Annotated in this window: 24 protein-coding genes; 9 read left to right on the forward strand and 15 right to left on the reverse strand. The window is 72.6% G+C overall.

Annotated features, from left to right (window positions below):
* Positions 1 to 470: 470 nt before the first annotated feature.
* On the forward strand, positions 471 to 1,490 hold the full coding sequence (trpS, locus tag ACWGI6_RS34690; protein ID WP_453271185.1) for a tryptophan--tRNA ligase: 1,020 nt from the start codon (positions 471 to 473) through the stop codon (positions 1,488 to 1,490).
* Between the two features lie 145 nt (positions 1,491 to 1,635).
* On the opposite strand, the gene proC is transcribed toward trpS, so the two are convergent.
* The 3 genes from proC to ACWGI6_RS34705 form a co-directional block, all read right to left on the reverse strand.
* Positions 1,636 to 2,445: a pyrroline-5-carboxylate reductase gene (gene proC, locus ACWGI6_RS34695; protein ID WP_393909131.1), complete on the reverse strand. Its 810-nt coding sequence runs from the start codon at positions 2,443 to 2,445 to the stop codon at positions 1,636 to 1,638.
* Positions 2,446 to 2,546: 101 nt separating this feature from the next.
* On the reverse strand, positions 2,547 to 3,335 hold the full coding sequence (locus ACWGI6_RS34700; RefSeq protein ID WP_453271186.1) for an ABC transporter permease: 789 nt from the start codon (positions 3,333 to 3,335) through the stop codon (positions 2,547 to 2,549).
* Positions 3,332 to 4,135, reverse strand: a complete 804-nt coding sequence (locus tag ACWGI6_RS34705; protein ID WP_453271187.1) for an ABC transporter ATP-binding protein — start codon at positions 4,133 to 4,135, stop codon at positions 3,332 to 3,334. The genes ACWGI6_RS34700 and ACWGI6_RS34705 overlap by 4 nt, the downstream gene beginning before the upstream one ends.
* A gap of 343 nt (positions 4,136 to 4,478) precedes the next feature.
* On the opposite strand from ACWGI6_RS34705, the gene ACWGI6_RS34710 reads away from it, so the two are divergent.
* The 3 genes from ACWGI6_RS34710 (at position 4,479) to ACWGI6_RS34720 (ending at position 8,227) form a co-directional block, all read left to right on the forward strand.
* Positions 4,479 to 4,880, forward strand: coding sequence for a hypothetical protein (locus tag ACWGI6_RS34710; RefSeq protein WP_453271188.1), 402 nt, complete (start codon positions 4,479 to 4,481; stop codon positions 4,878 to 4,880).
* A gap of 232 nt (positions 4,881 to 5,112) precedes the next feature.
* Positions 5,113 to 6,735: a SulP family inorganic anion transporter gene (locus ACWGI6_RS34715; protein ID WP_453271189.1), complete on the forward strand. Its 1,623-nt coding sequence runs from the start codon at positions 5,113 to 5,115 to the stop codon at positions 6,733 to 6,735.
* Between the two features lie 55 nt (positions 6,736 to 6,790).
* Entirely contained in the window at positions 6,791 to 8,227 is a 1,437-nt protein-coding gene (locus ACWGI6_RS34720) for a M1 family metallopeptidase (RefSeq protein ID WP_453271190.1), read from the forward strand.
* A gap of 117 nt (positions 8,228 to 8,344) precedes the next feature.
* On the opposite strand, the gene ACWGI6_RS34725 is transcribed toward ACWGI6_RS34720, so the two are convergent.
* From ACWGI6_RS34725 to ACWGI6_RS34745, 5 genes are all read right to left on the reverse strand, one after another.
* Complete coding sequence (locus tag ACWGI6_RS34725) at positions 8,345 to 9,481, reverse strand: NAD(P)/FAD-dependent oxidoreductase (RefSeq protein ID WP_453271191.1); 1,137 nt, start codon at positions 9,479 to 9,481, stop codon at positions 8,345 to 8,347.
* Between the two features lie 132 nt (positions 9,482 to 9,613).
* Complete coding sequence (gene sigJ / locus ACWGI6_RS34730; RefSeq protein ID WP_453271192.1) at positions 9,614 to 10,669, reverse strand: RNA polymerase sigma factor SigJ; 1,056 nt, start codon at positions 10,667 to 10,669, stop codon at positions 9,614 to 9,616.
* 168 nt (positions 10,670 to 10,837) lie between these two features.
* Positions 10,838 to 11,677 (reverse strand): class I SAM-dependent methyltransferase, encoded by an 840-nt coding sequence (locus ACWGI6_RS34735; protein ID WP_453271193.1) that lies wholly within the window; start codon positions 11,675 to 11,677, stop codon positions 10,838 to 10,840.
* 112 nt (positions 11,678 to 11,789) lie between these two features.
* On the reverse strand, positions 11,790 to 12,359 hold the full coding sequence (locus ACWGI6_RS34740) for a hypothetical protein (protein WP_453271194.1): 570 nt from the start codon (positions 12,357 to 12,359) through the stop codon (positions 11,790 to 11,792).
* Positions 12,360 to 12,568: 209 nt separating this feature from the next.
* Complete coding sequence (locus tag ACWGI6_RS34745) at positions 12,569 to 12,889, reverse strand: peptidase (RefSeq protein ID WP_453271195.1); 321 nt, start codon at positions 12,887 to 12,889, stop codon at positions 12,569 to 12,571.
* Between the two features lie 216 nt (positions 12,890 to 13,105).
* On the opposite strand from ACWGI6_RS34745, the gene ACWGI6_RS34750 reads away from it, so the two are divergent.
* Positions 13,106 to 15,439: a serine/threonine-protein kinase gene (locus ACWGI6_RS34750; RefSeq protein WP_453271196.1), complete on the forward strand. Its 2,334-nt coding sequence runs from the start codon at positions 13,106 to 13,108 to the stop codon at positions 15,437 to 15,439.
* A 148-nt stretch (positions 15,440 to 15,587) separates the two neighbouring features.
* On the opposite strand, the gene ACWGI6_RS34755 is transcribed toward ACWGI6_RS34750, so the two are convergent.
* Positions 15,588 to 15,812: a hypothetical protein gene (locus ACWGI6_RS34755; RefSeq protein WP_453271197.1), complete on the reverse strand. Its 225-nt coding sequence runs from the start codon at positions 15,810 to 15,812 to the stop codon at positions 15,588 to 15,590.
* A 169-nt stretch (positions 15,813 to 15,981) separates the two neighbouring features.
* Here ACWGI6_RS34755 and ACWGI6_RS34760 point away from each other — a divergent pair, with 169 nt between their 5' ends.
* The 3 genes from ACWGI6_RS34760 to ACWGI6_RS34770 all read left to right on the forward strand — a co-directional run bounded on the left by ACWGI6_RS34760 (position 15,982) and on the right by ACWGI6_RS34770 (position 17,974).
* Entirely contained in the window at positions 15,982 to 16,824 is an 843-nt protein-coding gene (locus ACWGI6_RS34760) for a helix-turn-helix domain-containing protein (protein ID WP_453271198.1), read from the forward strand.
* Positions 16,806 to 17,096: a DUF397 domain-containing protein gene (locus ACWGI6_RS34765; RefSeq protein ID WP_453271199.1), complete on the forward strand. Its 291-nt coding sequence runs from the start codon at positions 16,806 to 16,808 to the stop codon at positions 17,094 to 17,096. Before ACWGI6_RS34760 ends, ACWGI6_RS34765 begins: the two co-directional genes overlap by 19 nt.
* A 173-nt stretch (positions 17,097 to 17,269) precedes the next feature.
* Positions 17,270 to 17,974, forward strand: a complete 705-nt coding sequence (locus tag ACWGI6_RS34770) for a helix-turn-helix transcriptional regulator (protein ID WP_453271200.1) — start codon at positions 17,270 to 17,272, stop codon at positions 17,972 to 17,974.
* Between the two features lie 79 nt (positions 17,975 to 18,053).
* Here the strand turns inward: ACWGI6_RS34770 and ACWGI6_RS34775 are convergent, their stop codons facing one another.
* The 5 genes from ACWGI6_RS34775 to ACWGI6_RS34795 form a co-directional block, all read right to left on the reverse strand.
* Positions 18,054 to 18,437, reverse strand: a complete 384-nt coding sequence (locus tag ACWGI6_RS34775) for a VOC family protein (protein ID WP_453271201.1) — start codon at positions 18,435 to 18,437, stop codon at positions 18,054 to 18,056.
* Positions 18,438 to 18,662: 225 nt separating this feature from the next.
* Entirely contained in the window at positions 18,663 to 20,513 is a 1,851-nt protein-coding gene (ilvD, locus tag ACWGI6_RS34780) for a dihydroxy-acid dehydratase (protein ID WP_453271202.1), read from the reverse strand.
* Between the two features lie 234 nt (positions 20,514 to 20,747).
* Entirely contained in the window at positions 20,748 to 21,407 is a 660-nt protein-coding gene (locus tag ACWGI6_RS34785) for a TetR/AcrR family transcriptional regulator (RefSeq protein WP_453271203.1), read from the reverse strand.
* Entirely contained in the window at positions 21,404 to 22,228 is an 825-nt protein-coding gene (locus ACWGI6_RS34790; RefSeq protein ID WP_393909150.1) for a sugar phosphate isomerase/epimerase family protein, read from the reverse strand. Before ACWGI6_RS34790 ends, ACWGI6_RS34785 begins: the two co-directional genes overlap by 4 nt.
* A 281-nt stretch (positions 22,229 to 22,509) precedes the next feature.
* Positions 22,510 to 23,436, reverse strand: coding sequence for a Ppx/GppA phosphatase family protein (locus tag ACWGI6_RS34795; RefSeq protein ID WP_453271204.1), 927 nt, complete (start codon positions 23,434 to 23,436; stop codon positions 22,510 to 22,512).
* 75 nt (positions 23,437 to 23,511) lie between these two features.
* Here ACWGI6_RS34795 and ACWGI6_RS34800 point away from each other — a divergent pair, with 75 nt between their 5' ends.
* Entirely contained in the window at positions 23,512 to 24,393 is an 882-nt protein-coding gene (locus tag ACWGI6_RS34800) for a hypothetical protein (RefSeq protein ID WP_453271205.1), read from the forward strand.
* A 42-nt stretch (positions 24,394 to 24,435) separates the two neighbouring features.
* Here the strand turns inward: ACWGI6_RS34800 and ACWGI6_RS34805 are convergent, their stop codons facing one another.
* Complete coding sequence (locus ACWGI6_RS34805; RefSeq protein WP_453271206.1) at positions 24,436 to 26,214, reverse strand: BACON domain-containing protein; 1,779 nt, start codon at positions 26,212 to 26,214, stop codon at positions 24,436 to 24,438.
* Positions 26,215 to 26,399 lie beyond the last annotated feature (185 nt).

Genomic DNA, 26,399 nt, shown 5'->3' on the forward strand with positions numbered 1-26,399 from the left:
GAGGGGGTCCGCCGTGGTGCGGCTATTTGATCTGCCGCGCCTTTCGGCGTGATCACTACTTTAGCGGAATTCCTCGTTGACGCATAATCACGTCATGGTCCGAATTTCGGCATACCGAAATCAGTCCCGGTGAGGGGCCGTGCAGTAGTGGGGTGCCGCGAAGCGGCGGATGGCTGCCCGGTTCCTGTCGGCTCCGTGGCAACCCGGAGGACACTACACGAGGGGTTGGGGTTGTTCAAACCCGTGCCCGGCATGGGCCGACGGGGTACTTTGAGCGCATGACTACGCATGCGCTCGTACAGCAGTGGTGGCTCGCCTGACGGCGGCCGACCAGCAGCGCATGCATGACCACGGCCGCCGCTTCGGCGGCCGTTCGCGTATCTCCCTCTCGCAGCCGGCCGGCGAGGCCGGCGGTCTCGGCACGCACTCAGCGGAGTGCAGGAGCTCGGGAGAGAAGAAGAATGAACGAGATGGCGACGGCGGTCGGGGCGCGTACGCGGATCTTCAGTGGGGTGCAGCCGACGGGGCATCTGACGCTGGGGAACTACCTCGGGGCGATGCGGCGGTGGGTCGTGACGGATCAGCATCGTGCGGATGCGCTTTTCTGTGTGGTGGATCTGCATGCGCTGACCGTGGAGCACGATCCGGCGCGGGTGCGGCGGCTCAGTCGGCAGGCCGCGACGTTGCTGCTGGCCGCGGGGCTGGATCCGGAGCTCTGCACGGTTTTCGTGCAGAGCCAGGTCGATGAACATCTGCGGCTGTCGTATCTGATGGAGTGCACCGCCTCCGACGGGGAGATGCGGCGCATGGTCCAGTACAAGGAGAAGGCCGCGGCCGTGCAGGCGCGCGGCGGGAGTGTGCGGCTGTCGTTGCTGACGTATCCGGCGCTGATGGCGGCGGACATCCTGGCGTACGGAACCCATGAGGTGCCGGTCGGGGGCGATCAGGCGCAGCATCTGGAGCTGGCGCGGGATCTGGCGGTGCGGTTCAACCAGCGGTACGGGGCGACGTTCGTGGTGCCCCGGGCCACGCTTCCGGCGGTGGCGGCGCGGGTGATGGATCTGCAGGAGCCGACGTCGAAGATGGGGAAGTCGCATGCCCGGACCGCGGGGACCGTCTATGTGCTGGACGAGCCCGACGCCGTGCGGAAGAAGGTGATGCGGGCGGTGACGGATTCGGGGCCGGATGTCGCGTACGAGCCGGAGCAGCGTCCGGGTGTGGCGAATTTGCTGGAGGTGCTGGCCGCGTGTGCGGGCGGTGATCCGCAGCGGCTGGCCGGGGAGTACGACTCGTGCGGCGCGTTGAAGAAGGATGTGGCGGAGGCCGTGGTGGAGATGTTCCGGCCGGTGCGGGCACGGCATGCGGAGCTGGCGGCGGACCCCGGGTATGTCGATGCCGTCCTGCTGGCGGGGGCCGAGCGGGCCCGGGGGCTGGCCAAGCCGCGGGTGGACGCGGCGTTCGAGGCGGTGGGGTTGCGGCCCATGAAGTGAGGGGCTGGGGGGGGTGGCTCGTCGGGGCCCCTCCCCCGGTCCCCCGGTCTTGAGGGGAAGGGGCCCGTCGCGAGGGCGGGCCCCTTCTCGCGTCGGCGTCGGCGTCGTCGGCGTCCGGCGTCGGCCGTGCCTCGCGTCGGCGGTGTCAGCCCTTGCCCGAGGCCAGTTCGCGGCTGCGGTCGCGGGCGGCCTCCAGCGCGGCGATCAGGGCGGCGCGTACGCCGTGGTTTTCGAGTTCGCGGATGGCGTTGATGGTGGTCCCGGCCGGGGACGTGACGTTCTCGCGGAGCTTGACGGGGTGTTCGCCGCTGTCGCGGAGCATCACCGCGGCGCCGATGGCGGCCTGGACGATGAGGTCGTGGGCCTTGTCGCGGGGCAGGCCGAGGAGGATGCCGGCGTCGGTCATGGCCTCGACGAGGAAGTAGAAGTACGCCGGGCCCGAGCCGGAGAGCGCGGTGCAGGCGTCCTGCTGGGACTCCGGGACGCGGAGGGTCTTGCCGACGCCGGAGAAGATCTCCTCGGCGCGGGTGAGGTGGGCGCCGGTGGCGTGGGTGCCGGCGGAGATGACGGACATCGCCTCGTCGACGAGGGCGGGGGTGTTCGTCATGACCCGTACGACCGGGGTGCCGGCGGCCAGGCGCTCCTCGAAGTAGGAGGTGGGGATGCCGGCGGCGCCGCTGATGACCAGGCGGTCGGTGGGGACGTGCGGGGCCAGCTCGACCAGGAGGGTGCCCATGTCCTGGGGCTTGACGGTGAGGATGAGGGTGTCGGCGGACTTGGCGGCCTCGGCGTTGCTGACCACTTCGACGCCGTAGCGGGCGTGCAGCTGCTCGGCACGTTCCCGGCGGCGGGCGGTGACCAGGAGGTCGGAGGGCGCCCAGCCGCCTCGGATCATTCCGCTGAGCAGGGCTTCGCCGATTTTGCCGGTGCCGAGTACGGCGACCTTCTGGGTCATGCTGCGGTTCACCTCGCCGTGGTGCGTGCCTGGTCGGTTGTCCCGTCATCCTCGCACCTGGGGGCGCGAGGTGCCGGGGCGTATCGAGGGCCGGGACGGTGTCAGGCCGTACGGCGGCGGAGGGTGGCGGCGCCGACGGCGAGGACGAGGAGGGCGCAGCCGCTGACGATGACCGCGTCGCGGAGGAAGTCGCCGGTGATGTCGGGGTGTTTGAGGACCTCGTTCATGCCGTCGACGGCGTAGGACATCGGGAGGACGTCGGAGATCGCTTCCAGGGCCGGCTGCATGGTGTCGCGTGGGGTGAACAGGCCGCAGAGCAGCAGCTGGGGCATCAGGACGGCGGGCATGAACTGGACGGCCTGGAATTCGGAGGCGGCGAAGGCCGAGACGAACAGGCCGAGGGCGGTGCCGAGGAGGGCGTCCAGGACGGCGACGAGCAGCAGCAGCCAGGGGGAGCCGATGATGTCGAGGCCGAGGACCCAGACGGACAGGGCCGTGGCGAGGGCCGACTGGACGATCGCCAGCAGGCCGAAGGCCAGGGCGTAGCCGCTGATCAGGTCGGCCTTGCCGAGGGGCATGGCGAGCAGGCGTTCCAGGGTTCCCGAGGTGCGTTCGCGCAGGGTGGCGATGGAGGTCACCAGGAACATCGTGATCATCGGGAAGATGCCGAGGAGCGAGGCGCCGATGCTGTTGAAGGTCTCCGGGCGGGCGTCGAAGACGTAGCGCAGCAGGGCGATCATCACGCACGGGACGACGAGCATCATCGCGATGGTGCGCGGGTCGTGGCGCAGCTGGCGCAGGACCCGGGCGGCGGTGGCCAGGGTGCGGGACGGGGAGAAGGGGGCGGTGGCGGAGTGCGGCGCGCCGGCGGGGAGGGGTGCGGTGGTCATCGCGCTGACTCCTTGGGGGTGGCGGTGCCGGGGGCCGGCGGTCGGCCCGCGGACCTGGCCTCGTCGACCAGATGGAGGAAGGCGGCCTCGACGGTGGCGGAGCCGGTGCGGTCACGGAGCGCGTCGGGTGCGCCGTCGGCGAGGATGCGGCCCTCGCGCATCAGGAGCAGCCGGTGGCAGCGCTCGGCCTCGTCCATGACGTGCGAGGAGACGAGGAGGGTGGCGCCGCGGTCGGTGGCGAGGGTGTGGAAGAGGTGCCACAGGTCGCGGCGGAGGACGGGGTCCAGGCCGACGGTGGGTTCGTCGAGGACGAGGAGTTCCGGGGCGCCGAGCAAGGCCACCGCCAGGGAGACCCGGCTGCGCTGGCCGCCGGAGAGGTTGCCGGCGAGGGCGTCGGCGCGGCCGGTGAGGTCGACGTCCTCGATGACGCGGGTGACGCTCTCGCGGCGCCGGGCGCGGGCGGCCCGGCCGGGGTGCAGGACGGCGGCGAAGTAGTCGAGGTTCTGGCGGACGGTGAGGTCGTCGTATACGGACGGGTCCTGGGTGACATAGCCGATGCGGGGGCGCAGCCGGGGGTCGCCCGCGGGGTGGCCGAGGACGTCGAGGGTGCCGGTGACCTTGGCCTGGGTGCCGACGACGGCGCGCATCAGGGTGGATTTGCCGCAGCCGGAGGGGCCGAGGAGGCCGGTGATCCGGCCGCGGGGCACGTCGAAGGTGAGGGCGTCGAGGACGGTGCGGCCGCCTCGGGCGACGGTGAGGTCGTGGGCGTGGACGGCGGGGTCACGGCCATAATTCATCATGCGATGAATAATGCTCCGGGCGGGATGGCCCGTCAACCCGTACGGACGCGGTGGGCGGGGCGAGAGGGATGGCGAGGTGACGAGCGGGACGGAGGGGGGCGGAGTCGGGGAAGTCGGCCCGTGTGGGCCGATGGGCCGTTGGGATGGCGAGGCGGCGGAGTGGGGTGCGAGGGCGGCGCATGAGGAGGCGGCGCGGGCACCGGCGGGCGCCGGAGTGAAGGGAACCGGCCGTCCCTGGTCGATAACTCCACGTTTACAGGGTGGTTACATACCGAGTTGCGGTCCTGCGTGTCCGCTTGGACACAATGGGGTGACCTGTCCAGCCGCGCCGGAAGGGGCGACGATGGCGAAGACCCGGGTTGGCGGCCTCGGCCGGCTCCTGTTGATCGTCATGGCCGTCGTACTGGCCCTGCCGGCCCTCGCCGAGGGCGCGTACGGAGAGAGCGCGTCGGCCGCCCGGGCCGCGAACGGCGCCGTCCGGCCCGGTTCCGCGGGCACCGCGTCGTTGGCGTCGGACACCTCGGAACACCCGGAATCCGGCGGCGACCGCTGCCAGCCGCGCCGTTGTGGCCGTTCCACGGCCACGGTCTCCGCCCCGACGCCACCGGTCACGACCGTGTCGACCACCGGCCCGGTACACACCGGGGGCGGGCTGAGCGTGACCGTCCCGCTGACCGGCCGGCAGGCGGTCCCCCTGTCGAGATCCGGCGAACTGCCGGTCCATCACCTCGTCTTCCGCTGCTGAGAGCTGAGAGCTGCCCCCAAGGGCCTCCCCCGGCCCGCGCATCCGACGGATCCAGCCGTCACCCCCTTCATGGCGCGCGCCTCGTGGCGCTGCGCGGCAGCAGACGAGCGCCGGCCGCAGGCCGCCCGTCTCCGGCTTGCTGCCCGCGTCGCTCCGCGTCCGCTCGTGCGTATCCGTGCGTCCCGTGCGTATCCGTGCGCCACCGCATCTCGCACTCGCTGGAGGCATCCTCATGCGTAGGTCCCGTGTTGCCCGACTCCGCTCGTTCCGGCCGTCCATACCGTCACGGCAGGCGCTGTCGCTCTGGCGTGCCGATGTCACCGCCTCGCTCGTGGTCTTTCTCGTCGCCGTCCCGTTGTGCGTCGGGGTGGCCGTGGCGTCCGGGGTGCCGGCCGAACTGGGGCTGGTCACCGGGATCGTCGGCGGGCTGTTCACCGGGTTACTGCCCGGCAGCAGTCTCCAGGTCAGCGGCCCGGCGGCCGGGCTGACCGTGCTGGTCTACGAGGCCGTGCAGGAGTACGGGCTCGGCACCCTGGGCGCGCTGGTGCTGATCGCCGGGGTGCTGCAGCTGGCCATGGGGGCGCTGCGGCTGGGGCGCTGGTTCCGGGCCATCTCCGTGGCGGTCGTCCAGGGGATGCTCGCCGGCATCGGGCTGGTGCTGATCGCCGGGCAGCTGTACGCCCTGGCGGACGCGAAGGCGCCGGGCAGCGGGCCGGCGAATCTGGGCGGGCTGCCGAAACTCGCGGCGGACACCGCCGGGTCCGGCGCCGCGCTCGCGGCGCTGGCGGTGGGCGCGGGGACCATCGTGCTGCTGGTGGTGTGGCCGAAGTGGCGGCGGGCGGCGCGCGTGGTGCCGGCGCCGCTGGTGGCGGTGGCGCTGTCAACGGCCGTGGTGTGCGTGCTGGATCTGCCGGTGGCCCGGGTCGAGGTGGCGGGCCTGCTGGAAGTCGTCCAGCCGCCGGGCGGCGCGGACTTCCTGCGGCTGACGGAGGCGGGGGCGGTGGCCGGTGCGCTGGGCACCGTCCTGGCGTTCACCCTGATCGCGTCGGCGGAGTCGCTGTTCAGCGCGGCCGCGGTGGACCGGCTGCACGACGGGCCGCGGACCGATTACGACAAGGAGCTGATGGCCCAGGGCGCGGGCAACACGGTGTGCGGGCTGCTGGGGGCGCTGCCGATGACCGCGGTGATCGTCCGTAGCGCCGCGAATGTGCACGCCGGGGCGCGGACGAAGGCCTCGCGGGTGCTGCACGGTGTGTGGCTGCTCGTCTTCGCGGTGGCCTTCCCGGCGGCGCTGGGCGTGGTGCCGGTCGCGGCGCTGGCCGGCGTACTGGTGCACGCGGGCGGCAAGTTGCTCCCGGTGAAGCAGTGGCGTCCGCTGTGGCGGGAGCATCGCGGTGAGGCCGTGGTGCTCGCCGCGACGGCGGTGGCGATCGTGGCCACCAACATGTTCGAGGGGGTGCTGCTGGGGCTGCTGATGGCCGTCGCCAAGTCGGCGTGGGAGACCTCGCACGTGCACCTGGAGATCGTCGGGCTGGACGAGCCGGCGGCACCCGCCGCCGGAGACACCACGGCCGGAGACACCACGGCCGGCGACGCCACGGCCGGCCGCGCAACGGGCGCCCCGGGGCCCCGGCGCCCCATCCGCGTACGGGCCCTCGGCCATGCCACCTTCCTGCGACTGCCGAAACTGCTCGACCAGTTGGAGGCGCTGCCCGAGGACCGGGAGATCGAGCTGGACCTGTCCGGGCTGCGGCATCTCGACCACGCGTGCGCGGCCGCGCTGGGCAGCTGGGAGGAACAGCGGCGCGGTCCGGACGGGACCAACCGGCAGAAAGCCCCTTCTGTCGCCCCGTAAGGCGATCTGAGCGGAAGGGACCGGTGTTTGCGGCGGAAATGACCGTAGGGTCGGGATGCCTGTGACCGCCGACCCTTGGAGTGCTGTGAATCGCCGGCCCTTCCGCTCCTGCGGCGCGACCGCCGCCCTGTCCGTCGCCCTGCTGCTCTCCTCGTGCGCGAGCGGCGCCGTGGGCGTCCAGGGGGCGGCGGGCAGCGGCGGGGTGGGCGATCCGCTCTTCCCGGCGCTCGGCAACGGCGGCTATCAGGTGCGCCACTACGGGCTCGATCTCGACTACGACGTGAAGAAGAGGCGGCTCGACGCGACCGCCGACATCACCTCCGAGGCCACCAAGGACCTGCGCTCCTTCCAACTCGATCTGCAGGGGCTGCGGGTGTCGCACGTACGGGTCGACGGCAGGGACGCCGCGTTCTCCCGTAAGGGGCACAAGCTGATCGTCCGGCCCGTCGAGGGCCTCAGGAAGGGCGCCGAGTTCCGTACGACCGTCGACTACGCGGGAACGCCGCAGGAGTTGAAGGATCCGGACGGTACGACGGAGGGGTGGGTCAAGACCCCCGACGGGGCGTTCGTCTCGGGCGAGCCCGCCGGGTCCATGACGTGGTACCCCGGCAACAACCACCCCGGGGACAAGGCGACCTACGACTTCAAGATCACCGTGCCGAAGGGCTATACGGCTGTCGCCAACGGGGACTACCGGTCGGAGAAGGTGGCCAAGGGCCGGGCCACCTTCGAGTGGCACAACGGGCAGCCCATGGCCAGTTACCTCGCCACCGCCTCCATCGGCAGATTCGATGTCCACAGGTCCCGTACGCCCGACGGGCTGCCGCTGTATGTCGCGGTGGACCCGGCGGAGGCCAAGGCGAGCAAGAAGCCGCTGGAGCGGCTGCCGGAGATCGTGAAGTGGGAGAGCGGGCTGTTCGGCCCCTACCCCTTCTCCTCCGCGGGCGCGATCGTCGATCACACACCGGCCCGGATCACCTGGGTGGCGCTGGAGTCCCAGACCAAGCCGGTCTACGCCGGGGCGCCGGACACCACGACCGTGGTGCACGAGATGGCCCACCAGTGGTTCGGCGACTCGGTGACGCCGAAGACCTGGAAGGACACCTGGCTCAACGAGGGCTTCGCGACCTACGCGGAGTGGCTGTGGGCGGAGCACAAGGGCGGCAAGACCCCGCAGCAGCAGTTCGATGCGCTCTACCGCTCCAAGAACAAGGAAGTCTGGGCCTTCCCGCCGGGTAATCCGGGCAAGCCGAAGAATGTGACCGGCACGGCCGTCTACACGCGGGGCGCGATGGTGCTCCAGCAGCTGCGGAACGCCGTCGGCGACAGGACCTTCTTCAAGATCCTCAGGGAGTGGCCCGCCAAGTACCGCTACTCCAATGCCGACTCGCGGGAATTCATCGCCTTCTGCCAGGCGCGCACGGACGTGGATCTGACCGGGCTGTTCCACGCGTGGCTGTACGGCAAGGGGAAGCCGGACCGGGTGTACTGAGCCCGGGTTTCCTCGTAGCAGGAGGGGGAGCGGACAGGCCCGCGTACCGGGAGGGGTGGCGGGTGCCTCGGTGGCGGGTGCCTCGGTGGCAGGTGCCTCGGTGGCAGGTGCCGCCCCTCAGCCGATGCCCGGGATGAGCGGGATGACGTCCGGCCGGCGGGCCGCCAGCCGCAGGACCCGGACGGCGTTGCGGACCACCTGCTCCTTGACCCGGGCGGCCGGACGGCCCGTCAGCACCAGCTCGCGCGGGGTGTCGTCGCCCCGTACCGACTGGATCAGACCGTCGTGCCGCCCCAGACTCACGCACTGCACGAAGAACCCGTACGACAGCGGGCGGGGTTCGGTGCCGCGGGACTCGGCGATGATCGCGCCGGCCACGTGCGAACCGGTGGGCAGCGCGGTGGCGCAGGACATCCGCAGGGCCCCGGCGCGGGGCGTGCGGGCCGCGGCCGCGTCGCCCGCGGCATAGATGTCGGGGTGGCTGGCCGAGCGCAGCGCCGCATCGACCAGGATCCGGCCGGTGACCGGGTCGGTGTCCAGGCCCGCGTCCCGCGCGAGACCGCCGGCGGCGGCCATGGCGCCGGTCCACAGCACGGCGTCGGCGTCCACGGCGTCCCCGCCGGCGACCCGGCGGCCTTCCTCGACGCGGACCTGCAGCCGGCCGAGGACGGTACGGACATGGGCCCGGCCGCGGGCCGACAGACCGCCGCCGATCTCGCCTCCGGTCAGCAGCCGGACCTGCCACCCGGGGTGGGCCTCGGCGATCTCGGCGGCCATCTCGATGCCGGTCAGCCCGCCGCCGACCACGGCCAGCGCCCCCGGGCCGTCCCGCAGCCGCTTGTGGAGGGCGGCGGCGCTCTCGGCGGTGAAGGCCCGCTCCCACGGCGCACGGTCGCCGGCTCCTGCGTGCCCGGCCCCGCGCAGGTCGGTGTGGCTGCCGAGGGCGTAGACCAGCCGGTCGTAGAGGAGGGTGCGGCCGCAGTCCGTGTGCACGGCGCGGGCGCCCGGGTCGAGGGCGGTGGCACGGGCGGCGAGATGCTCGATGCCGGTGCCGCGCAGCATCGCGGCCCGGGAGTGGTCCACTTCGGGGCGGCCGGCGGCCAGTTCGTGCAGGCGCACCCGTTCCGTGAACCGGTCGCCGGGGTCGACCAGGGTCACCCGCGCATACGGGGCGAGCCGCAGCGCGGCCATGGTGCCCGCGTAGCCGCCACCGAGGACCACGACCCGCAGCCGCTGCCTCGCCACGCTCTTCATGCTGCCTCCTGGGTTCGGGGCGCCGCGCCGGGTGGTGCGGCGTCGGAAGGGGGACGACGCGGGGCGGCGAAGTGTGACAGCGGGCCGGGCGGCCGGTTCGCGCCCCGGCCCGCCGGCCGCCCGGCCGCCGCCCTACAGCCGGTCGAGGTCGAGGTGGCCGAGCTTGTCGGGGTTGATGACGGCGTCCACCTCCGTGATCCGCCCGGCGTGGACGGTGAAGGCGAACACCCCGGACTGCTCGCCCGCCGGGTCGACGAAGACCAGCCCGGTGGCTCCGTTGACCTCCGTCAACGCGACCCGCAGACCCTCCCGTTGGGTGCCGCGGGTGACCAGACCCCGCACATAGCGGGCGACCTTCTCGCGTCCGAGCACCGGCCGGCGGGCGGCGCTCACCTTGCCGCCGCCGTCCGAACGCCAGACGATCTCCGGGTCGAGGACGGACAGCAGCGCGTCGAGATCGCCGCCCATGACGGCGGACAGGAACGCCTCTACGGTGCGGCGGTGCTCCGCGCGGTCGACGGTACGGCGCGGCGCCTCGGCCCGTACCCGCTTGCGGGCGCGGGAGGCCAATTGCCGTACGGATTCCGGGGTGCGGCCGACCGCCTCGGCGACCTCCGGGAAGGGGACCGCGAAGACGTCGTGGAGGATGAAGGCGGTGCGCTCGGCCGGGGTGAGCCGCTCCAGGACGGTGAGCAGCGCCATCCCGACGGATTCGTCGAGGGTGATCCGGTCCTCGGGGCCGCCGGGAGCCTGGTGGCCCGCCGTGCCGACCGGCACCGGACCCCTGGCGCCGTCGAGCAGCGGCTCCGGCAGCCAGGGCCCGACGTAGGTCTCGCGGCGGGCGCGGGCCGAGCCCAGCAGGTCATAACAGATGCGGCTCACCACGGTGGTGAGAAAGCCGCGCGGGCTGGCCACCGGCGGCTCGTCGGGCAGCGCCTGCCAGCGCAGCCAGGCCTCCTGTACGGCGTCATCGGCGTCGGTGACCGTGCCCATGATCCGGTAGGCGATGGCCCACAGCCGCCCGCGCTGCTCCTCGAACTGCGCGAGCCGGTCGGTGTCCGGCGCGCCCTTCCGTCCGCCCGTACCCGTCTCCGGCTCCGTCGCCGTCCCTGTCCCTGTCTCCGTCTCCGGCTCCGTCGCCGTCCCTTTCCCTGTCCCTGTCTCCGTCTCCGTCTCCGTCTGCGCCATCGCCCGCTCCTCCGCTTCCGTTCCCGGCCGTCCGGCCATCCGGCCCTTCGCCCTGACGGCATGAGGCGCCCGCCCTGACGGCATGCGGCGTCCGCCGAAGACGACGAGCCGTCCGCCGATCACGACGAGGCACCGGCCTTCGCGCCGGGGCTTCCGCCCTTACGACCCTTACGACGAGGCAGGCGGCCGGAGTGTGACAGTCAGGTCGAGCGCATAGGCCTCCTCGACGATGCCGTCGGGGAAGATCTCCAGCAGGGCCGTCCGCTCGGCCTCCAGGGCGGGGGCCGCGGCTGCCGGGCCGATGGCGGAGAAGTACGAGCGGCTGCCCAGCATCGCGAGATGGGTGTCGAGGGGGACCCGCCGCGTCCAGTGCAGGACCCGGAGGGCGGGATCCAGGCCGAGGCCGAGGCCGCGGATCAGGTCGGGGGCCTCCGGCGAGACCCCGTGGCCGTGGTACTCGGGCAGCCGGCGGGCGATCCGGGCCTCCTGTTCGGCGGCCCAGTCGACGTCCGGGTCGGGGATGTTCCACCACAGTGCGAGCGCACCGCCGGGCCGTAACACCCGCATCGCCTCGGGGACGGAGCGGGCCGGATCGGTCCAGTGCCAGGCCTGTGCGTAGCCGACGAGGTCGAAGCCCGCGTCGTCCGGGAACGGCAGTGCGTCGCCCAGGGCGCGGACGAGCGGGGTGCCGGGGTGGGCGGCGCGCAGTTCGGCGGCCATGCCGGGACCCGGCTCCACGGCGGTGACCTGGGCCCCGCGCCCGGTGAGCAGCCCGGTCGCGATACCGGTCCCGGCTCCGACGTCCAGCACCCGCGCCCCGGCCAGCGGCTGCCCGGCAAGCTCCTCGATCGCGTCGAAGAGGGCCGGCGGATAGCCGGGGCGGGCGGCGGCGTACTGGGCGGCCACCGCGTCGAACGACCGGGCGAGGGTGGCGTGGTCCGGTACCGGGGAGAGCGGTAAGGGCTGGGGCGCCGGGGGCAGTTGCTCCTGAGGGATTCGGTGCGGCATACGGCTCATCCTGCCAACGGCACCGAGCGCGCGCGGGGACCGGCGAAAAAGTCGGAACAGGTTTTTTGCGGACCTGGTCGGTCCGGAACACGGCCGCGGCACGAACCGTTCGTCAGCGGCGCTTCTTGGGCCGGGACTTCTTGGCTGCCGGGTTGCCGGTACGGGCGCCACGACGGCGTTCGTACCGCTCGCGGGCCGCGGTGTGCTCGGCGCGGTGCAGCTTCTCCCCCGGGGCCTCGACGAGGCTGCGGCAGAAGTAGGCGAGCAGCGAGCCGATGAAGCCGATCAGCATCAGGCCCTGGGAGGACTTGTCGGCCGCGCTCCGGGCGGCCGGATCGGGGCGGCGCACGAAGCCGTCCCAGGTGCGGCGGAAGGCCAGCGCGCTGCAGATGGCGAAGCCCGCGACGACGAGGATGCCGACGAACGGGCCGACGGCGGCGATCTCCAGGCCCTGGAACGCAAAGCGCAGGACGACCGCGCCGGCCGCGGCGAGCGCGAGCGAGCCCACCGCGACGCCGGCCCGGCGCAGGCCGTAGCCGCCGTCGTGGTGGACCCAGGTGGTGCCGAAGAACCGGATCTCCTCCGGTTCCGGGCCGCCGGGCCCGGCATCGGCGGGCGCCCGGCCGCCAGACTCCGGGCCGCCGGACTCCGGACCGCCGGAGGGCTTCTGCTCATCGCTCATGGCAGCGATTATCCCCGGCGGGCCCGGCGCCCCGGCGACCCGGCGCCGGAGCGACCAGCGGTGCCGCAATACCCCGGAGCCGCAATACGCCAGCCGTGCGGAGCCGCGGCTCCACAGCCGGGTCGCACAGCCGGACCCGCAACCGGTCCCGCAACCGCGGTCCCACAGCCGTGCCGCACCGCGGCTCCGCGGCCGTGCGGCCCCGCGCCTCAGGTCATGCAGCGCGGCGCGACCATGCCGCTGCTGCCCGTCCGGACGTACGCATCGGCGACGTACTGGCCGGGCGCGATGTTGTCCCAGATGTCCGAGGTGCCGTACGGGCCGCTCACCGACTGGCCGTGCCGCTGGCAGCGGATCTGGATCCGGGCACCCTCGCCCAGCTGGCGCACGACCGGGTAGTTGGTGCCGGGGCCCTGGCGGACCTTGAGGCGGTAGCCGGGTGCGACGGGATAGGTGAGACCGCCGGCCGCGGCGGCGAGCACCTGGTCGCCGGCCTGTTCCACGGCGCCCTGTTGGTCCTGAGTCGTCATTTCGTTTTCCCCCGTTGATCAAGCTCATGAAAGAGCTCATGAAAGAGCCCGTGAAGAAGCTCCTGAAGGAGCTCCCGACGATGCGCGTCCGGAGACGCGCTTCGGTTTCGCAACGCGCACGCTAGCAAGCCTCGTTCATGTCGTACGCGCCATCGACTAGGCTCCGCGCGTCGCACCTGCGACCGAATGGCAAGGGAACGACACGGGGGTGGAACCATGCCATCGCTGCGCGACCCCGGGGTCGGCCCGGAAGCGGAGCATCCGGAGTACGCCGGGCAATACCGCCTGGAGGCGCGGCTCGGCTCCGGCGGAATGGGCGTGGTCCATCTGGCGCGCTCGTCCTCCGGGCTGGTACTCGCGGTCAAGGTCATCCATGCCGAATTCGCCCAGGACCCTGAGTTCCGCGGGCGGTTCCGGCAGGAGGTGGCGGCCGCGCGGCGGGTCAGCGGGGCCTTCACGGCGCCCGTCGTCGACGCCGACCCGGACGCCGTACGCCCCTGGATGGCGACCCTCCACATTCCCGGCCCGACCCTCTCCGACCATGTGAAGCGGAAGGGGCCGCTGGCGCCCGCGGAAGTCCGCAGACTGGCCTCCGGACTCGCCGAGGCGTTGCGTGACATTCACCGGGCGGGGGTCGTGCACCGCGATCTCAAGCCGGGAAATGTGCTGCTGGCCGCCGACGGACCGAAAGTCATCGACTTCGGTATCTCCCGGCCGTCCGACAGCGAAATGCGCACCGAGACCGGCAAATTGATCGGTACGCCGCCCTTCATGGCGCCCGAACAGTTCCAGCGGCCGCGTGAGGTCGGACCGGCTGCGGATGTCTTCGCGCTGGGTTCGGTGCTGGTGCACGCCGCCACCGGAAGCGGGCCCTTCGATTCGGAGAGCCCGTATGTCGTCGCCTATCAGGTGGTGCACGACGAGGCCGATCTGGCGGGCGTGCCGGAGGAGTTGGCGCCGCTGATCGAAAGCTGTCTGGCGAAGAATCCCGCGGACCGGCCGACGCCGGATGCGCTGATGGAGCTGCTGCGGACGGATGCCCCGGACGGCGAGCCGCTGGGCGCGGCGTTCGGCGCACCGCTCGGTGCTGCGAGGACGGACCCCGCGTCGTCCGGCAGCGCGTTGCCGGACGTACGGATACCGGAACAGCGGCGGCCCGTACGGGCCGCGGCCGCGCCCCCGCGCGCCGAGACGACGCATGTCCGCGTGCCCGCGCCGGCCGAGAGCCCCACCGGCCCCGGAGACACCTCCGACGCCGGACACAGCCCCGATCCCGGACGCCCCGACGCCCCCCACCGCCCCGCCCGCTCCGGCCGCCCCCGCCGCTGGCCCCTGTGGGCCGCTCTCGCGCTGGTGGTGACCGGAGCCGGAACGTTCGCGGGCATCCAGGCGCTGACCCCGGCGGACGACGGGCAGGACCCCGCGCTGCAGATCCGTCCGTCGCGCGCCGACCAGGCCGACTTCCGCCCCTGGCACACCACGCTCACCAAGCGCCCCAAGGGATACGCCGCCGAGCTGCCGTTCTGCACCACCGGCTCCGGCGCCGTCTTCTGCGGCCAGCACGGCGTACTGGCCGCCCGGCTGGACCCGGGCACCGGCCGGGTCGCATGGCGGCACACGGACGACGGCTCCACCGGCAAGAACTCCCTCAAGTACGCCGCCTCACCGACCCCGCCGGCGCTCTCCGGCGGCCTGCTGTACGTCTTCTCCGCCGACGCCGGCCGGCTGACGGCACTGGACCCGTCGGCCGACGGCAAGGGCGCCACCCGCTGGAGCAAGGACGTCTCCGGCTACGAGGGCGGGGCCCGGATCGTCGGCGACCAGGTGCTGATGACGGCGGCGGACGGCACGGTCACCGCGCTGGACAGCGCGACCCACAAGCAGCGCTGGCACAAGCGCTTCCCCGGCCATGCGCTGCCCGCCTTCACGGCGTACGGCGATCCGCGCACCGCCTACGCGGCCGAGGGCACCCCCGACGGAACCGGCACCCAGGTCACCGCCATCGACCCGGCCGACGGCAGGGTCCGCTCGACCCGGCGGCTGCCCGGCACGCTCGCCCTGGCCGGAACCGGCGCCTCCGGAACGCTCTATCTGACCGTCACCGACCCGACGTTGTCGTACCGCACCACCGCCGTACTCCGCTACGACCCGGCCACCGGCCACACCCGGCGCCTCAAGCTGACCGCGCCGCTGGACGGGGTGTCCGCCGTGGTGCGCGGCGAATCGGTATACCTGCTGGCCGAGGGCGGCGCGCTGCAGGCCGTCGGCGGGCGGAAGTGGGACACCGAGACCTCGGTCAGCCGGGGCTCGGCACCCGTGGTGAACGGCAACCGGCTGTATTTCACCGCGGCGGACGGACGGCTGCTCGCCGTCGACACCCGCTCCGGCGAACTGCTGGGCCAGACACCGCCCCGGATGCACGGCCGCCACAACGGGTTCGTGGAATCCCTGCCGGCCCCGCTGGTGGACGGCCCGCGGGGCCGCGTCTACGCGGCGGCGCCGGACGGGAGCGTCTTCTCGGCGGCGGCAGCGGACCCGGCGGGCTGGTGACGACCGGGCCCGGCGCCCGCATGGCAGGGACAGACACACGCCTCGCGCCGTACGCCCGGGACCGCGGCGACGGGCCCGGGGGTGCCCTTGGTGCACCTCGTGTGCGTACCGACGTGGCACGCCGGGGAGACGTACGGGGCACCCGCGCTCACCGGGCCGCCCGCTGGAGCACCGCGATGAGCTTGCGCGTCGTCTCCAGATTGCAGCGCCCCAACTCGACCAGGACACGGGACTGTTCGTAGCCGTACGTCACCGGGTCGACGGCCAGCGACGGCAGCACGATGCCGGTCCGCTTCAGCGCGGCGGCCAGTTCCTCGCAGGCCGCCTCGGCCTCGCTCATCGTGTCGCCCGCCGCCCCTCGTTGCGTCGTCATATGTGCCGCTCCCGTCTGCCGTTTCCCTGCCTGAGACTCCGGAGCACCACTACCGTGTGTGTTCCGGACCTCACGAGAATGGACCCGGAAAAGGGCACGAATGCCGCTTGCGGGCTGTATTTCGCGGCCACGCACCGTTAGTTCCACACCTTCCACGGAGGAGGTCGCCATGCCGCCGAGGCGAGCGGTCACCGGTCGGAGCCAGGAGCCGCGCCAACGGTTCGTCGAAGAACTCCGATTACTGCGCGCGCAGAAGGGCGACAGCCTGCGACAGCTCGGCGACGTGCTGGGCTGGGACTGGTCGCTCTTCGGCAAGATGGAGGGCGGGCAAACCCTCGGGAGCCCGGAGGTCGCGCAGGCGCTGGACCAGCACTACGGGACGCCTGGTCTTCTGCTGACACTGTGGGAGTTGGCGGCGGGGGATCCTACTCAATTCCGCGAGCGGTACCGGCGTTACATGACGCTGGAAGCCGAGGCTGTGAGCTTGTGGCACTACGCGGTGAGTGCCCTCCCTGGTCTGCTCCAGACAGAGGTCTACGCACATGACTTGCTCACAGTGGGTGGCCTCAGCGGCGAAGAGCTGACGCGACAGGTTGAAGCGCGCATGGGGCGCCGCCAGTTGCTCGACGGCGGCGATGCGCCACGATTCCGCTCCGTCCTTTCCGAGGCTGTATTGCGCACGCCGTTGGAGGATGCCCAAGAGTGGCGCGAGCAACTTGAGCACCTGCTGGACATGGGAGAACGGCGAAACATCGCGATTCAAGTCGTACGGCAGGAATCCGGGCTTCATGCCTTGACGAACACACACACCATGTTCCTGCGACTCCCGGATGGCCGCACCGTGGCATGGGTGGAGACCGGATATTCGGGCGAACTTGTCCAGGAAGCGGCAGCAGTTGAACGACTCCAGCTCAGCTACGATCTGGTCCGTGACTTAGCCCTATCCCCGGTTGAATCACGGAAGTTCATCAGGCAGATGTTGGAGGAAGCCTCGTGCGAGTCATCGACCTGAGCACCGTCACCTGGCGCAAGAGCACGTACAGCAACCAGGACGGCGGCGAGTGCATCGAGGTCTCCGACGACCTCCTGAGCACCGCCACTTGGCGCAAGTCCAGCTACAGCAACTCCGACGGCGGTCAGTGCATCGAGGTCTCCGACGACTTCCCCGCCCTCGTCCCCGTCCGCGACAGCAAGGACCCCCACGGCCCCGCGCTCTTCTTCGAAGCCCCGGCCTGGTCGTCCTTCGTCGCCGCCGTGAAGAGCGGGCAGCTCCCCGGCGTCTGACGCGCCCCGGCCCTCATGGCCGGCCCGAAGACCGGCCCCCGTCGCTCGCCCGCGGCGGGGGCCGTTGCCGTAGGAGAGGCCTCCCGCGCGCCGACAGGGGGCGCACCCGGCCCCTGTCGCGCACCGCACCCGTCGGCCGTCTCTTGTCGTACCCGGCTTGTAGGTTGGCGCGCGTGAACCGTACCGATCGTCTCTATGCCCTGGTCGAGGAGCTGCGGGCGATCGCGCCCCGCCCGCGCAGCGCCCGCTGGCTGGCCGGTCGTTTCGAGGTCAGCGTGCGCACGGTCGAACGGGACATCAACGCGCTGCAGCAGTCGGGGGTGCCGATCTATGCCGAGTCCGGCCGCACGGGCGGCTATTGCCTCGACAAGGCGCGCACGCTGCCGCCGGTCAACCTCACGCCGGGCGAGGCCGTCGCGATGGCGGTGGCGCTACGGCGGCTGAAGGGCACGCCGTTCCAGGCCACCGCGGGCTCGGCGCTGCGCAAGCTGGTCGCGGCGATGCAGGGTGACGACGCCGCCGCGGCCCACGACCTGGCCGGCCGCATCCACCTGCTCGGGGGCGACGACGCGGGCACCCCGCCGTCGATGCCGCGCATGGTGGCCGACGCGGTGTCCACCGGCCGCGTCCTGCGTATCGGCTACGGCGACCGCGAGGGTGCCACCACGATGCGGGAGATCGAGCCGCTGGGCTACGTCGGCACGGCCACCCACTGGTATCTGGTGGCCTGGTGCCGGATGCGCGACGCTCTGCGCGCCTTCCGCACCGACCGGATCACCTCGGTCTCGGTCACCGCCGAAGTGCCCACGCCACGCACGCTGCGCAGCGAGGACCTCGACATCCCGTACGGGATCGTCCATCAACTCACCCTGAGCTGACCGCCGCACTCTCGGCCGGCCAGGCCGGGCAGGCCCCGCCGACCGGCCCGTCGGCCCGTCGGCCCGTCAGCGCGACCGCTCAGGGTCGGGCGAGCGGCGGCGTGAACACCGCGAAGTGGTTACCGGCCGGGTCCAGCAGGTGCGCGAAAGTCACCCCGGCCGGGTTGGCCTCCGGCGCGCGCCGGACCTGGCCACCCGCCTCTTCGACCCGGCGGCAGGTGGCCGCGACGTCCTCGACCAGCACGGTGAAGACCGCATAGTTGGGCGTCTTTCCCTGTGTCGCGAAGAGTCCACCGTGCAGTCCCTCCGTGTCGCCCGTGGTGAGGATCTGGTACGCCGGGTCCGTGCTCTTCGTGTCGTCGTGCGAGACCGTCCAGCCGAACACGTCACCGTAGAACCGCTCCGCGGCCGCCGGGTCGTCGGTACCGATCTCGAACCAGCCGATGCCGTTGAATCCAGGCATGTCGTCCCTCTCGTATCGCGCCGGGCGGGTCCCGGCTCGTCCCACCCTCGGAGGCGGCGGCGACAACCCCCTGTCGGTGTTTCCGCACGGACGGCCGGTGACCTCGGAGCGCGAACCGAGCGTCGGGCGCGTGCGCACCGCGCCCGCCGCTCTCCCGGCAGGCGCACAGCAAGAAGGCCCCCGTCACACGACGGGGGCCTTCTGCTGAGGCAGGCGGGTGCGGCCTCAGCCCAGCTTGCTCACATCACGCACCGCGCCCTTGTCCGCGCTGGTCGCCATCGCCGCGTACGCGCGCAGCGCCTGGGAGACCTTGCGCTCGCGCTGCTTGGGCGCGTAGACGCCCTCCAGGGCCAGCCTGCGGGACTCCAACTCCACGTCGCCGACGAGGAGTTCGATCGTGCGGTTCGGGATGTCGATGCGGATGCGGTCGCCGTCCTCGACGAGGGCGATGGTGCCGCCGGCCGCCGCCTCGGGCGAGGCGTGGCCGATGGACAGGCCGGACGTGCCGCCGGAGAAGCGGCCGTCGGTGACCAGGGCGCAGGTCTTGCCCAGGCCGCGGCCCTTGAGGAAGGACGTGGGGTAGAGCATCTCCTGCATGCCGGGGCCGCCCTTGGGGCCCTCGTAGCGGATGACGACGACGTCGCCCTCCTTGATCTGCTTCTTGAGGATCTTGTCGACGGCCTCTTCCTGCGATTCGCAGACCACGGCCGGGCCCTCGAAGGTCCAGATGGACTCGTCGACGCCGGCGGTCTTCACGACGCAGCCGTCCTCGGCGAGGTTGCCCTTGAGGACCGCCAGGCCGCCGTCGACGGAGTAGGCGTGCGCCAGGTCGCGGATGCAGCCGCCCTCGGCGTCGACGTCGAGGCTCGCCCAGCGCTCGGACTGGGAGAAGGCGGTCGCCGAGCGCTTGCAGCCGGGGGCCGCGTGCCACAGCTCGACGGCCACGTCGGACGGGGAACCGCCGCGCACGTCCCAGGTCTTGAGCCACTCCTCGATCGAGGCGCTGTGCACCGTGTGCACGTCCTCGTTGAGCAGGCCGGCGCGGTAGAGCTCGCCGAGGATGGCGGGGATGCCGCCGGCCCGGTGCACGTCCTCCATGTAGTACGTGCCGCCCGGCGCGACGTTCGGCGCGACCTTCGCCAGGCACGGCACCCGGCGCGAGACCGCGTTGATGTCGTCCAGGTCGAAGCTGAGGCCGGCTTCCTGCGCGGCGGCCAGCAGATGCAGGATCGTGTTCGTCGAGCCGCCCATGGCGATGTCCAGGGCCATGGCGTTCTCGAAGGAGGCGCGGGTGCCGATGTTGCGCGGCAGGACGGTGTGGTCGTCCTCGTCGTAGTGCCGCTTGGTGATCTCGACGACGGTGCGGCCGGCGTTCTCGTACAGCGCCTTACGGGCGGTGTGGGTGGCCAGCACGGAGCCGTTGCCGGGCAGCGAGAGGCCGATCGCCTCGGTCAGGCAGTTCATGGAGTTGGCGGTGAACATGCCGGAACAGGAGCCGCAGGTCGGACAGGCGTTCTCCTCGATACGGAGGATGTCCTCGTCCGAGATCTTGTCGTTGACGGCGTCCGAGATCGCGTCGACCAGGTCGAGGGTGCGGACCGTGCCGTCGACGAGGGTGGTCTTGCCGGCCTCCATCGGGCCGCCGGAGACGAAGACCGTCGGGATGTTGAGCCGCATCGCGGCCATCAGCATGCCCGGGGTGATCTTGTCGCAGTTGGAGATGCAGATCAGCGCGTCGGCGCAGTGCGCCTCGACCATGTACTCGACGGAGTCGGCGATCAGGTCGCGGGAGGGCAGGCTGTAGAGCATGCCGCCGTGGCCCATGGCGATGCCGTCGTCGACCGCGATGGTGTTGAACTCGCGGGCGATGCCGCCGGCCTCGTGGATCGCCTCGGAGACGATCCGGCCGACCGGCTGGAGGTGGGTATGGCCGGGCACGAACTCGGTGAAGCTGTTGGCGACGGCGATGATCGGCTTGCCGAAGTCCTCCCGCGCTACGCCGGACGCCTGCATAAGGGCTCGGGCGCCGGCCATGTTGCGGCCATGGGTAACGGTGCGGGACCTCAGCTCGGGCACGATGGTCACTCCCTCGGGATTACGTCCGTACGACCGCCGGCGCCGGTACCTGGCCCTGCCACGTACCGGGTGGCGTCATATATCAGCTCCAGTCGAGATTACGCTCCTGATCCAAGATCTGGACAGCCTCTCCGGCATATGAGACAGCTGCCCGCACTGCGGACGCCGGCGCGACGGCCGTCCATGCAGGTCATGGCGGCGATCAGGCCCCTGGGGCGGCACGGGAGGCGGTTGTCAGGGCTGTGTCAGATACCGCTGGAGGGTGGGCGCCACCATGGCGATGATCTCCTCCGTGTCCGCCGAAGCGACCGGGTCCATCTTGATCACATAGCGCAGCATGGCGATCCCGATGAGGTGCCCGGCGGCCAGCTGCGCCCGGAACTGCGGGTCGGGTACGTGCAGTTCGCCCGCCACCCGCTGCAGCATCCGCCGCTCGATGAGCCCGCGCAGCACCGCCGCCGCGGTGTCGTTGGTCAGCGCCGAGCGCATGATCGCCAGCAGCGGCTGCCGGGTGACGGGGTTCTCCCAGACGCCGAACATGAAGCGGGCCATCCGCTCGCCCACCGCTTCACCGCCGCCCGCGATCGCCTCCGGCATGGTCAGCGCGGGCGCGAAGGTCAGCTCGATGGCGGCCTCGAAGACCTGCTCCTTGGTGCCGAAGTAGTGATGCACCAGCGCCGCGTCCACCCCGGCCGCCTTGGCGATACCGCGGACCGAGGTCTTGTCGTAGCCGCGCTCGGCGAACTCCGTACGGGCCGCGGCCAGAATCCGCTCACGGGCGCCGGGCCCGGCCTCGGCGGCGGCACGGGCCGGGCGGCCCCGGCGGCGGGCCCGTGCGGGCGGCGTACCGGGCCCCGGGGACGCGTCGTCCGGCCCGTTCCCGCTGCCGCTCACGAGCCCGGGACCCAGGTCGGCGAGGCGAGATGCAGCCGGGTGAAGGCCAGCGCCTCGGCCAGGTCGGCCTCGCGTTCGGCCGCGGACATCGCCCGCCGGGTGTTGACCTCGACCACCACATGGCCGTCGAAGCCGGTGGCCGCCAGCCGCTCCAGCATCGCCGCGCAGGGCTGGCTGCCGCGCCCCGGCACCAGGTGCTCGTCCTTGGCGGAGCCGTTGCCGTCGGCGAGATGGACATGCGCCAGCCGGTCGCCCATCCGCCCCATCATCTCCAGGGCGTCGCTGCGGGCGGTGGCGGTGTGCGACAGATCGACCGTGAAGTGCCGGTAGTCGTCGTTGGTGGGGTCCCAGTCCGGGGCGTACGCCAGCATCTCGCGGTCCCGGTAGCGCCACGGGTACATGTTCTCGACGGCGAACTTCACGTCCGTCTCGTGCTCCATCCGCCACACCCCGCGGACGAACTCCCGGGCGTAGCTGCGCTGCCAGCGGAACGGCGGGTGCACGACCACCGTCGAGGCACCGAGCTTCTCCGCGGCGGTGCGGGCGCGCTGGAGCTTGACCCACGGGTCGGTGGACCACACCCGCTGGGTGATCAGCAGACACGGGGCATGGATGGCCAGCACCGGCACGCCGTGGTAGTCCGAGAGCCGGCGCAGCGCCTCGATGTCCTGGCTGACCGGGTCGGTCCACACCATGACCTCGACACCGTCGTAGCCGAGGCGCGCGGCGATCTCGAAGGCCGTCGCCGTCGACTCCGGATACACCGAGGCCGTGGACAGCGCGACCTTCGCATCCGGGATGCGCACCACTGGCTCTGTCACGAAGGACAGCGTACGGGCCGGGGCCGGGCGCAGGGCAGGAGGTCCGACAGCCGCGGCCCCCTGTCGGTTCGGGCGGGGGGCCGTGGGACGGGGGGCCACGGGTGTGCCGGGAGCGGCCGGGGCGTGACGAGTCTCACGAACGCCCGGCGGGCGGCGGACAGTCCGGGGCCCGCCGTACGGCGGGGCGGTCCAGGGCCTGTCCTACGGCAGATGACCCGGGGGCCTGTCCTTGCGGCGGGCGGTCCGGGGCCTGTCCCTACGGCGGGCGGTCCGGGCCCGCCCTACGGCAGGTGATCCAGCCGCCGCAGAATGACGCCCTCGCGCAGCGCCCACGGACAGATCTCCAGCGTCTCGACCCCGAACAGATCCATCGCCGCCTCGGCGACCAGCGCCCCGGCGAGCAGCTGCCGCGAGCGCCCCTCGGACACACCGGGCAGCGAGACCCGCTCCTCCGCGGACATCACCCCCAGCCGCGGCACCCACTCCTCCAGCTTCTTACGGGTCAGCTCCCGCTGGACGTAGAGCCCCTCCCCCGAACGCGCGGCGCCCGCGATCCGCGCCAGCTGCCGGAAGGTCTTGGACGTGCCGACGACCCGATCGGGCGTCCCGTAGCGGGTGAATTCGCTCACCACCCGGGCGATCTCGGCCCGCACCCGGCGGCGCAGCGTCCGTACGTCGTCGGGCTCCGGCGGGTCACCGGGCAGATCGGCCGCGGTCAGCCGGCCGGCGCCCAGCGGCAGCGACACCGCCACGTCCGGGTCCTCGTCCAGGCCGTACGCGATCTCCAGGGAGCCGCCGCCGATGTCCAGCACCAGCAGCCGGCCCGCCGACCAGCCCAGCCACCGGCGGGCGGCGAGGAAGGTGAGCCGCGCCTCGTCCTCACCGGAGAGCACCTGCAGCTCGACCTCGGACTCCGCGGCCACCCGGCGCAGGACCTCCTCGCCGTTGGTGGCCTCGCGGACCGCGGAGGTCGCGAACGGCAGCACGCTCTCGACGCCCTTGTCCTCGGCCACCTGCAGCGCCTCCTGCACGGTGGCCACCAGCCGCTCCACCCCGGCATCGCTTATCGCGCCGGACTCGTCGAGGAGTTCGGCAAGGCGCAGCTCCGCCTTGTGCGAATAGGCGGGCAGCGGGCGCGCGCCCGGGTGTGCGTCCACCACCAGCAGATGGACCGTATTCGAACCCACATCGAGGACACCGAGTCTCATACGGGGAAACCTACTGCGCGTGTCGCTCACTCTTGTCGTCGCGGTGCGCACCGTGACGCGCCTTAGGCTGGAGTCGTGGCAAAGACGAAAAAGGCGAAGCACGAAAAACCGCTCACCAAGGAAGAAAAGCGGCGCTCTCAGGCGACTGAGAGGGCGCGGTCCCCGAAGCAGGCCCCGGCCGACGAGGTCGGACTCGACTTCGCCCGCGCCTGGGTCACCTTCCCTGACCCGGCCGACGACGAACAGCTCTTCCGCTGCGACCTGACCTGGCTGACCTCCCGCTGGACCTGCATCTTCGGCAGCGGCTGCCAGGGCATCCAGGCCGGCCGGGCGGACGACGGCTGCTGCACGCTCGGCGCGCACTTCTCGGACGAGGACGACGAGAAACGGGTGGCCGAGCACGTGGCCCGGCTCACCCCCGACGTGTGGCAGCACCACGACGTGGGCACGGAGTCGGGCTGGGTCCAGGAGGACGAGGACGGCGAGCGGCAGACCCGGCGCTGGGAGGGCTCCTGCATCTTCCAGAACCGGCCCGGCTTCCCCGCCGGCGCGGGCTGCTCCCTGCACCTCCTCGCGCTGCGCGAGGGCCGCGAGCCGCTGGAGACCAAGCCGGACGTCTGCTGGCAGCTGCCCGTCCGCCGCACCTACGACTGGATCGACCGGCCGGACGACACCCAGATCCTCCAGGTGACGATCGGCGAGTACGACCGGCGCGGCTGGGGCCCCGGCGGCCACGACCTGCACTGGTGGTGCACGTCGGCGACCTCGGCGCACGGCGCGGGCGACCCGGTCTACGTCTCGTACAAGCCGGAGCTGACCGAGCTGATGGGCAAGAAGGGCTACGCCAAGCTCGCCGAGCTGTGCGAGGAGCGGCTGGCGGCGACGCTGCCGATGGCGCCGCATCCGGCGGACCCCACGCCCCCGAAGCCCCCGAAGAAGCCGCAGAAGCAGAAGTAGGCGCGCTCCGGGGCCGCCGGTGCCGACACGGCCCCGGTGCGCTCAGCGGGCGGGATGCGTCGTGTTCGACGGTGTCGAGGACGGGGCGGGGCCGGTCGGCTTCGGGGTCGGCGCCGGAGGCGTGGGGGTCGGCGTCGGGGACGTAGGGGTCGGCGTGGGTGTCGGCGTCGGGTGCGAGGGGCGCGGCGTCGGCTTCGGCTTCGCGGGCGTCGGGCGCTGCGGGCCGGGGGCCGGCCCGGTCGTGCCGTAACCCTTCATCGTGACGGAGGTGCCGCCGGGCTCGATGGCGATCCTGGCCCGCCAGTGACCCGAGGGCTCCCGGTCGTGGTCGATATAGACCGTGATCGTCGTGGACTCGCCCGGCCGCAGCGTGCCCGCCGTATGACTCATCTGCAGCCAGGCCGCACCCGCCGATGCACGCCAGCGCACCGGGGCGCTGCCCGCGGCGCTGAGCGTGATGACCGTGGTCCGGCCGCTGGGCTCCGCGGCGATCGTCAGCCGGCCGGGGCCCTTCTCCGCCCGGCTGCCCGGCTCACCCGGCCGCTGCCGGGTGCCGTCCGCGCTGATCACCTCGACGGACACGTCGGGCGTCCCGTCGCCGCCCCGGAATCCGGGCTCCGGCGTCGTCCGGGCATTGCCGGCGTTCTCGTACGGGCGGCCGCCCAGCTGCTCCCCGGCCTCCGTGTCACTGGCCGTCACCGAGGGCGAGGCGGCCGCCGCCTCATCGGTGGCGGGGCCGCCGTGGTAGGCCGCCCACAGGGCCAGCACCGGCGCCGCGATCACCGTGGCGACCACGGTGGTGGTCAGCGCCCGGCCGCGCAGCCTGCGCCGGCGGGCCACCCGGTCCGTGGGAGGGCCGACGGGAAACCCGCTGCGGTCATAGCGAGGAGAACCGTTTGCCCCACCCGTCCGGCCACCGCGCCCCGCACCGGCCACGCCCTCCGCACGGCCCGACTTGGTGCCCCGCGCCGCGGCCAGCGCACCGAGCACGGCCTCATGGGGCGCGGCGACCAGCGGCAGCGAACCCCGGGCCACCGGCGCGGTGCCCGGCCAGGTCCCCGGCACGGTCGCCCGCTCGGCGGTCCGCCGGCACTCGGCACAGTCGTCGACATGGCGCACCAGCTCCCGGCTCAGCGCCGCGCCCAGCAGCATCTGGGTGTCCCCCGCCAGCTGAGCGACCTCGCGGCAGCGGCCGGACTCGACGACGGCCAGCGCCGCCCGGGTCCGCTCCACCTCGCAGGACGCGGTGGCCAGCAGCGCGCGGGTGGCGATCGGGTCGGCGCCGAGCACCGCGGCGACCTCGTCGGCCGAGAGGCGATGGCGCACCGACAGCTCCAGCGCCTCACGCTGCTCGGGGGAGGTGCCGGCGGCCTCCGGCCAGGCCAGCGCGGCGAGTTCACGCTGCCGGCGCTCGGCCTCGGCAGCGGCCGGGCCGGTGGCGTCCGGGCCCTTGACGGCCGAGCCCTTGGCGGCCGGGCCGGTCCGCTCGGCGAGCCGGCGCAGACAGGCCCAGCGGGCCAGGGCGTAGAGCCAGGAACGGTACTGCGCACGGTCGGTGGGGCGCCTGCCCTGGTGCCGCTCGGCGAGCGCGAGCATCTCGCCGAGCACCGCGGTCGCCACGTCGTGTTCGCACAGCACCGACAGGCAATAGGTGAACAGCCCGTCCAGATAAGGCTCGTAGCCGTCGGGGCGCGTGTCCGGGGGACGCGCGGCGTCCGGGCCGGGCCGCTCGGACGGCTGCGGCCGGCTCCGGCGCCGCGCGTCGCCGCGCGACCGGTGTGCGCCGGTGGAGTGCGTGGGGTGCTCGGGCCTGCTGCTCATCACCCCGGCGACGGTAGGCGGATGATGCAGTCGGTCTTGCTCGCGTTGGACACTTTTAACCCTTACGGGTGACCATCTCCCTCAAAAGAGGACACGAATGGCCCTTTACACGGCCGGTGCGCTCCGTGTGCGGCACCCGGTCGGTGCAACGGCCGACGCGGGCGGCCGCCCCCGCTCCCGAAGCG

This window comes from Streptomyces sp. NPDC054786 (assembly GCF_053611685.1).

Coding starts and splice junctions, on each gene's coding strand:
- trpS (WP_453271185.1), top strand. CDS start 471: ATGGCGACGGCGGTCGGGGCGCGTACGCGGATCTTCAGTGGGGTGCAG.
- proC (WP_393909131.1), bottom strand. CDS start 2,445: ATGACCCAGAAGGTCGCCGTACTCGGCACCGGCAAAATCGGCGAAGCC.
- ACWGI6_RS34700 (WP_453271186.1), bottom strand. CDS start 3,335: ATGACCACCGCACCCCTCCCCGCCGGCGCGCCGCACTCCGCCACCGCC.
- ACWGI6_RS34705 (WP_453271187.1), bottom strand. CDS start 4,135: ATGATGAATTATGGCCGTGACCCCGCCGTCCACGCCCACGACCTCACC.
- ACWGI6_RS34710 (WP_453271188.1), top strand. CDS start 4,479: ATGGCGAAGACCCGGGTTGGCGGCCTCGGCCGGCTCCTGTTGATCGTC.
- ACWGI6_RS34715 (WP_453271189.1), top strand. CDS start 5,113: ATGCGTAGGTCCCGTGTTGCCCGACTCCGCTCGTTCCGGCCGTCCATA.
- ACWGI6_RS34720 (WP_453271190.1), top strand. CDS start 6,791: ATGCCTGTGACCGCCGACCCTTGGAGTGCTGTGAATCGCCGGCCCTTC.
- ACWGI6_RS34725 (WP_453271191.1), bottom strand. CDS start 9,481: ATGAAGAGCGTGGCGAGGCAGCGGCTGCGGGTCGTGGTCCTCGGTGGC.
- sigJ (WP_453271192.1), bottom strand. CDS start 10,669: ATGGCGCAGACGGAGACGGAGACGGAGACAGGGACAGGGAAAGGGACG.
- ACWGI6_RS34735 (WP_453271193.1), bottom strand. CDS start 11,677: ATGCCGCACCGAATCCCTCAGGAGCAACTGCCCCCGGCGCCCCAGCCC.
- ACWGI6_RS34740 (WP_453271194.1), bottom strand. CDS start 12,359: ATGAGCGATGAGCAGAAGCCCTCCGGCGGTCCGGAGTCCGGCGGCCCG.
- ACWGI6_RS34745 (WP_453271195.1), bottom strand. CDS start 12,889: ATGACGACTCAGGACCAACAGGGCGCCGTGGAACAGGCCGGCGACCAG.
- ACWGI6_RS34750 (WP_453271196.1), top strand. CDS start 13,106: ATGCCATCGCTGCGCGACCCCGGGGTCGGCCCGGAAGCGGAGCATCCG.
- ACWGI6_RS34755 (WP_453271197.1), bottom strand. CDS start 15,812: ATGACGACGCAACGAGGGGCGGCGGGCGACACGATGAGCGAGGCCGAG.
- ACWGI6_RS34760 (WP_453271198.1), top strand. CDS start 15,982: ATGCCGCCGAGGCGAGCGGTCACCGGTCGGAGCCAGGAGCCGCGCCAA.
- ACWGI6_RS34775 (WP_453271201.1), bottom strand. CDS start 18,437: ATGCCTGGATTCAACGGCATCGGCTGGTTCGAGATCGGTACCGACGAC.
- ACWGI6_RS34795 (WP_453271204.1), bottom strand. CDS start 23,436: ATGAGACTCGGTGTCCTCGATGTGGGTTCGAATACGGTCCATCTGCTG.
- ACWGI6_RS34805 (WP_453271206.1), bottom strand. CDS start 26,214: ATGAGCAGCAGGCCCGAGCACCCCACGCACTCCACCGGCGCACACCGG.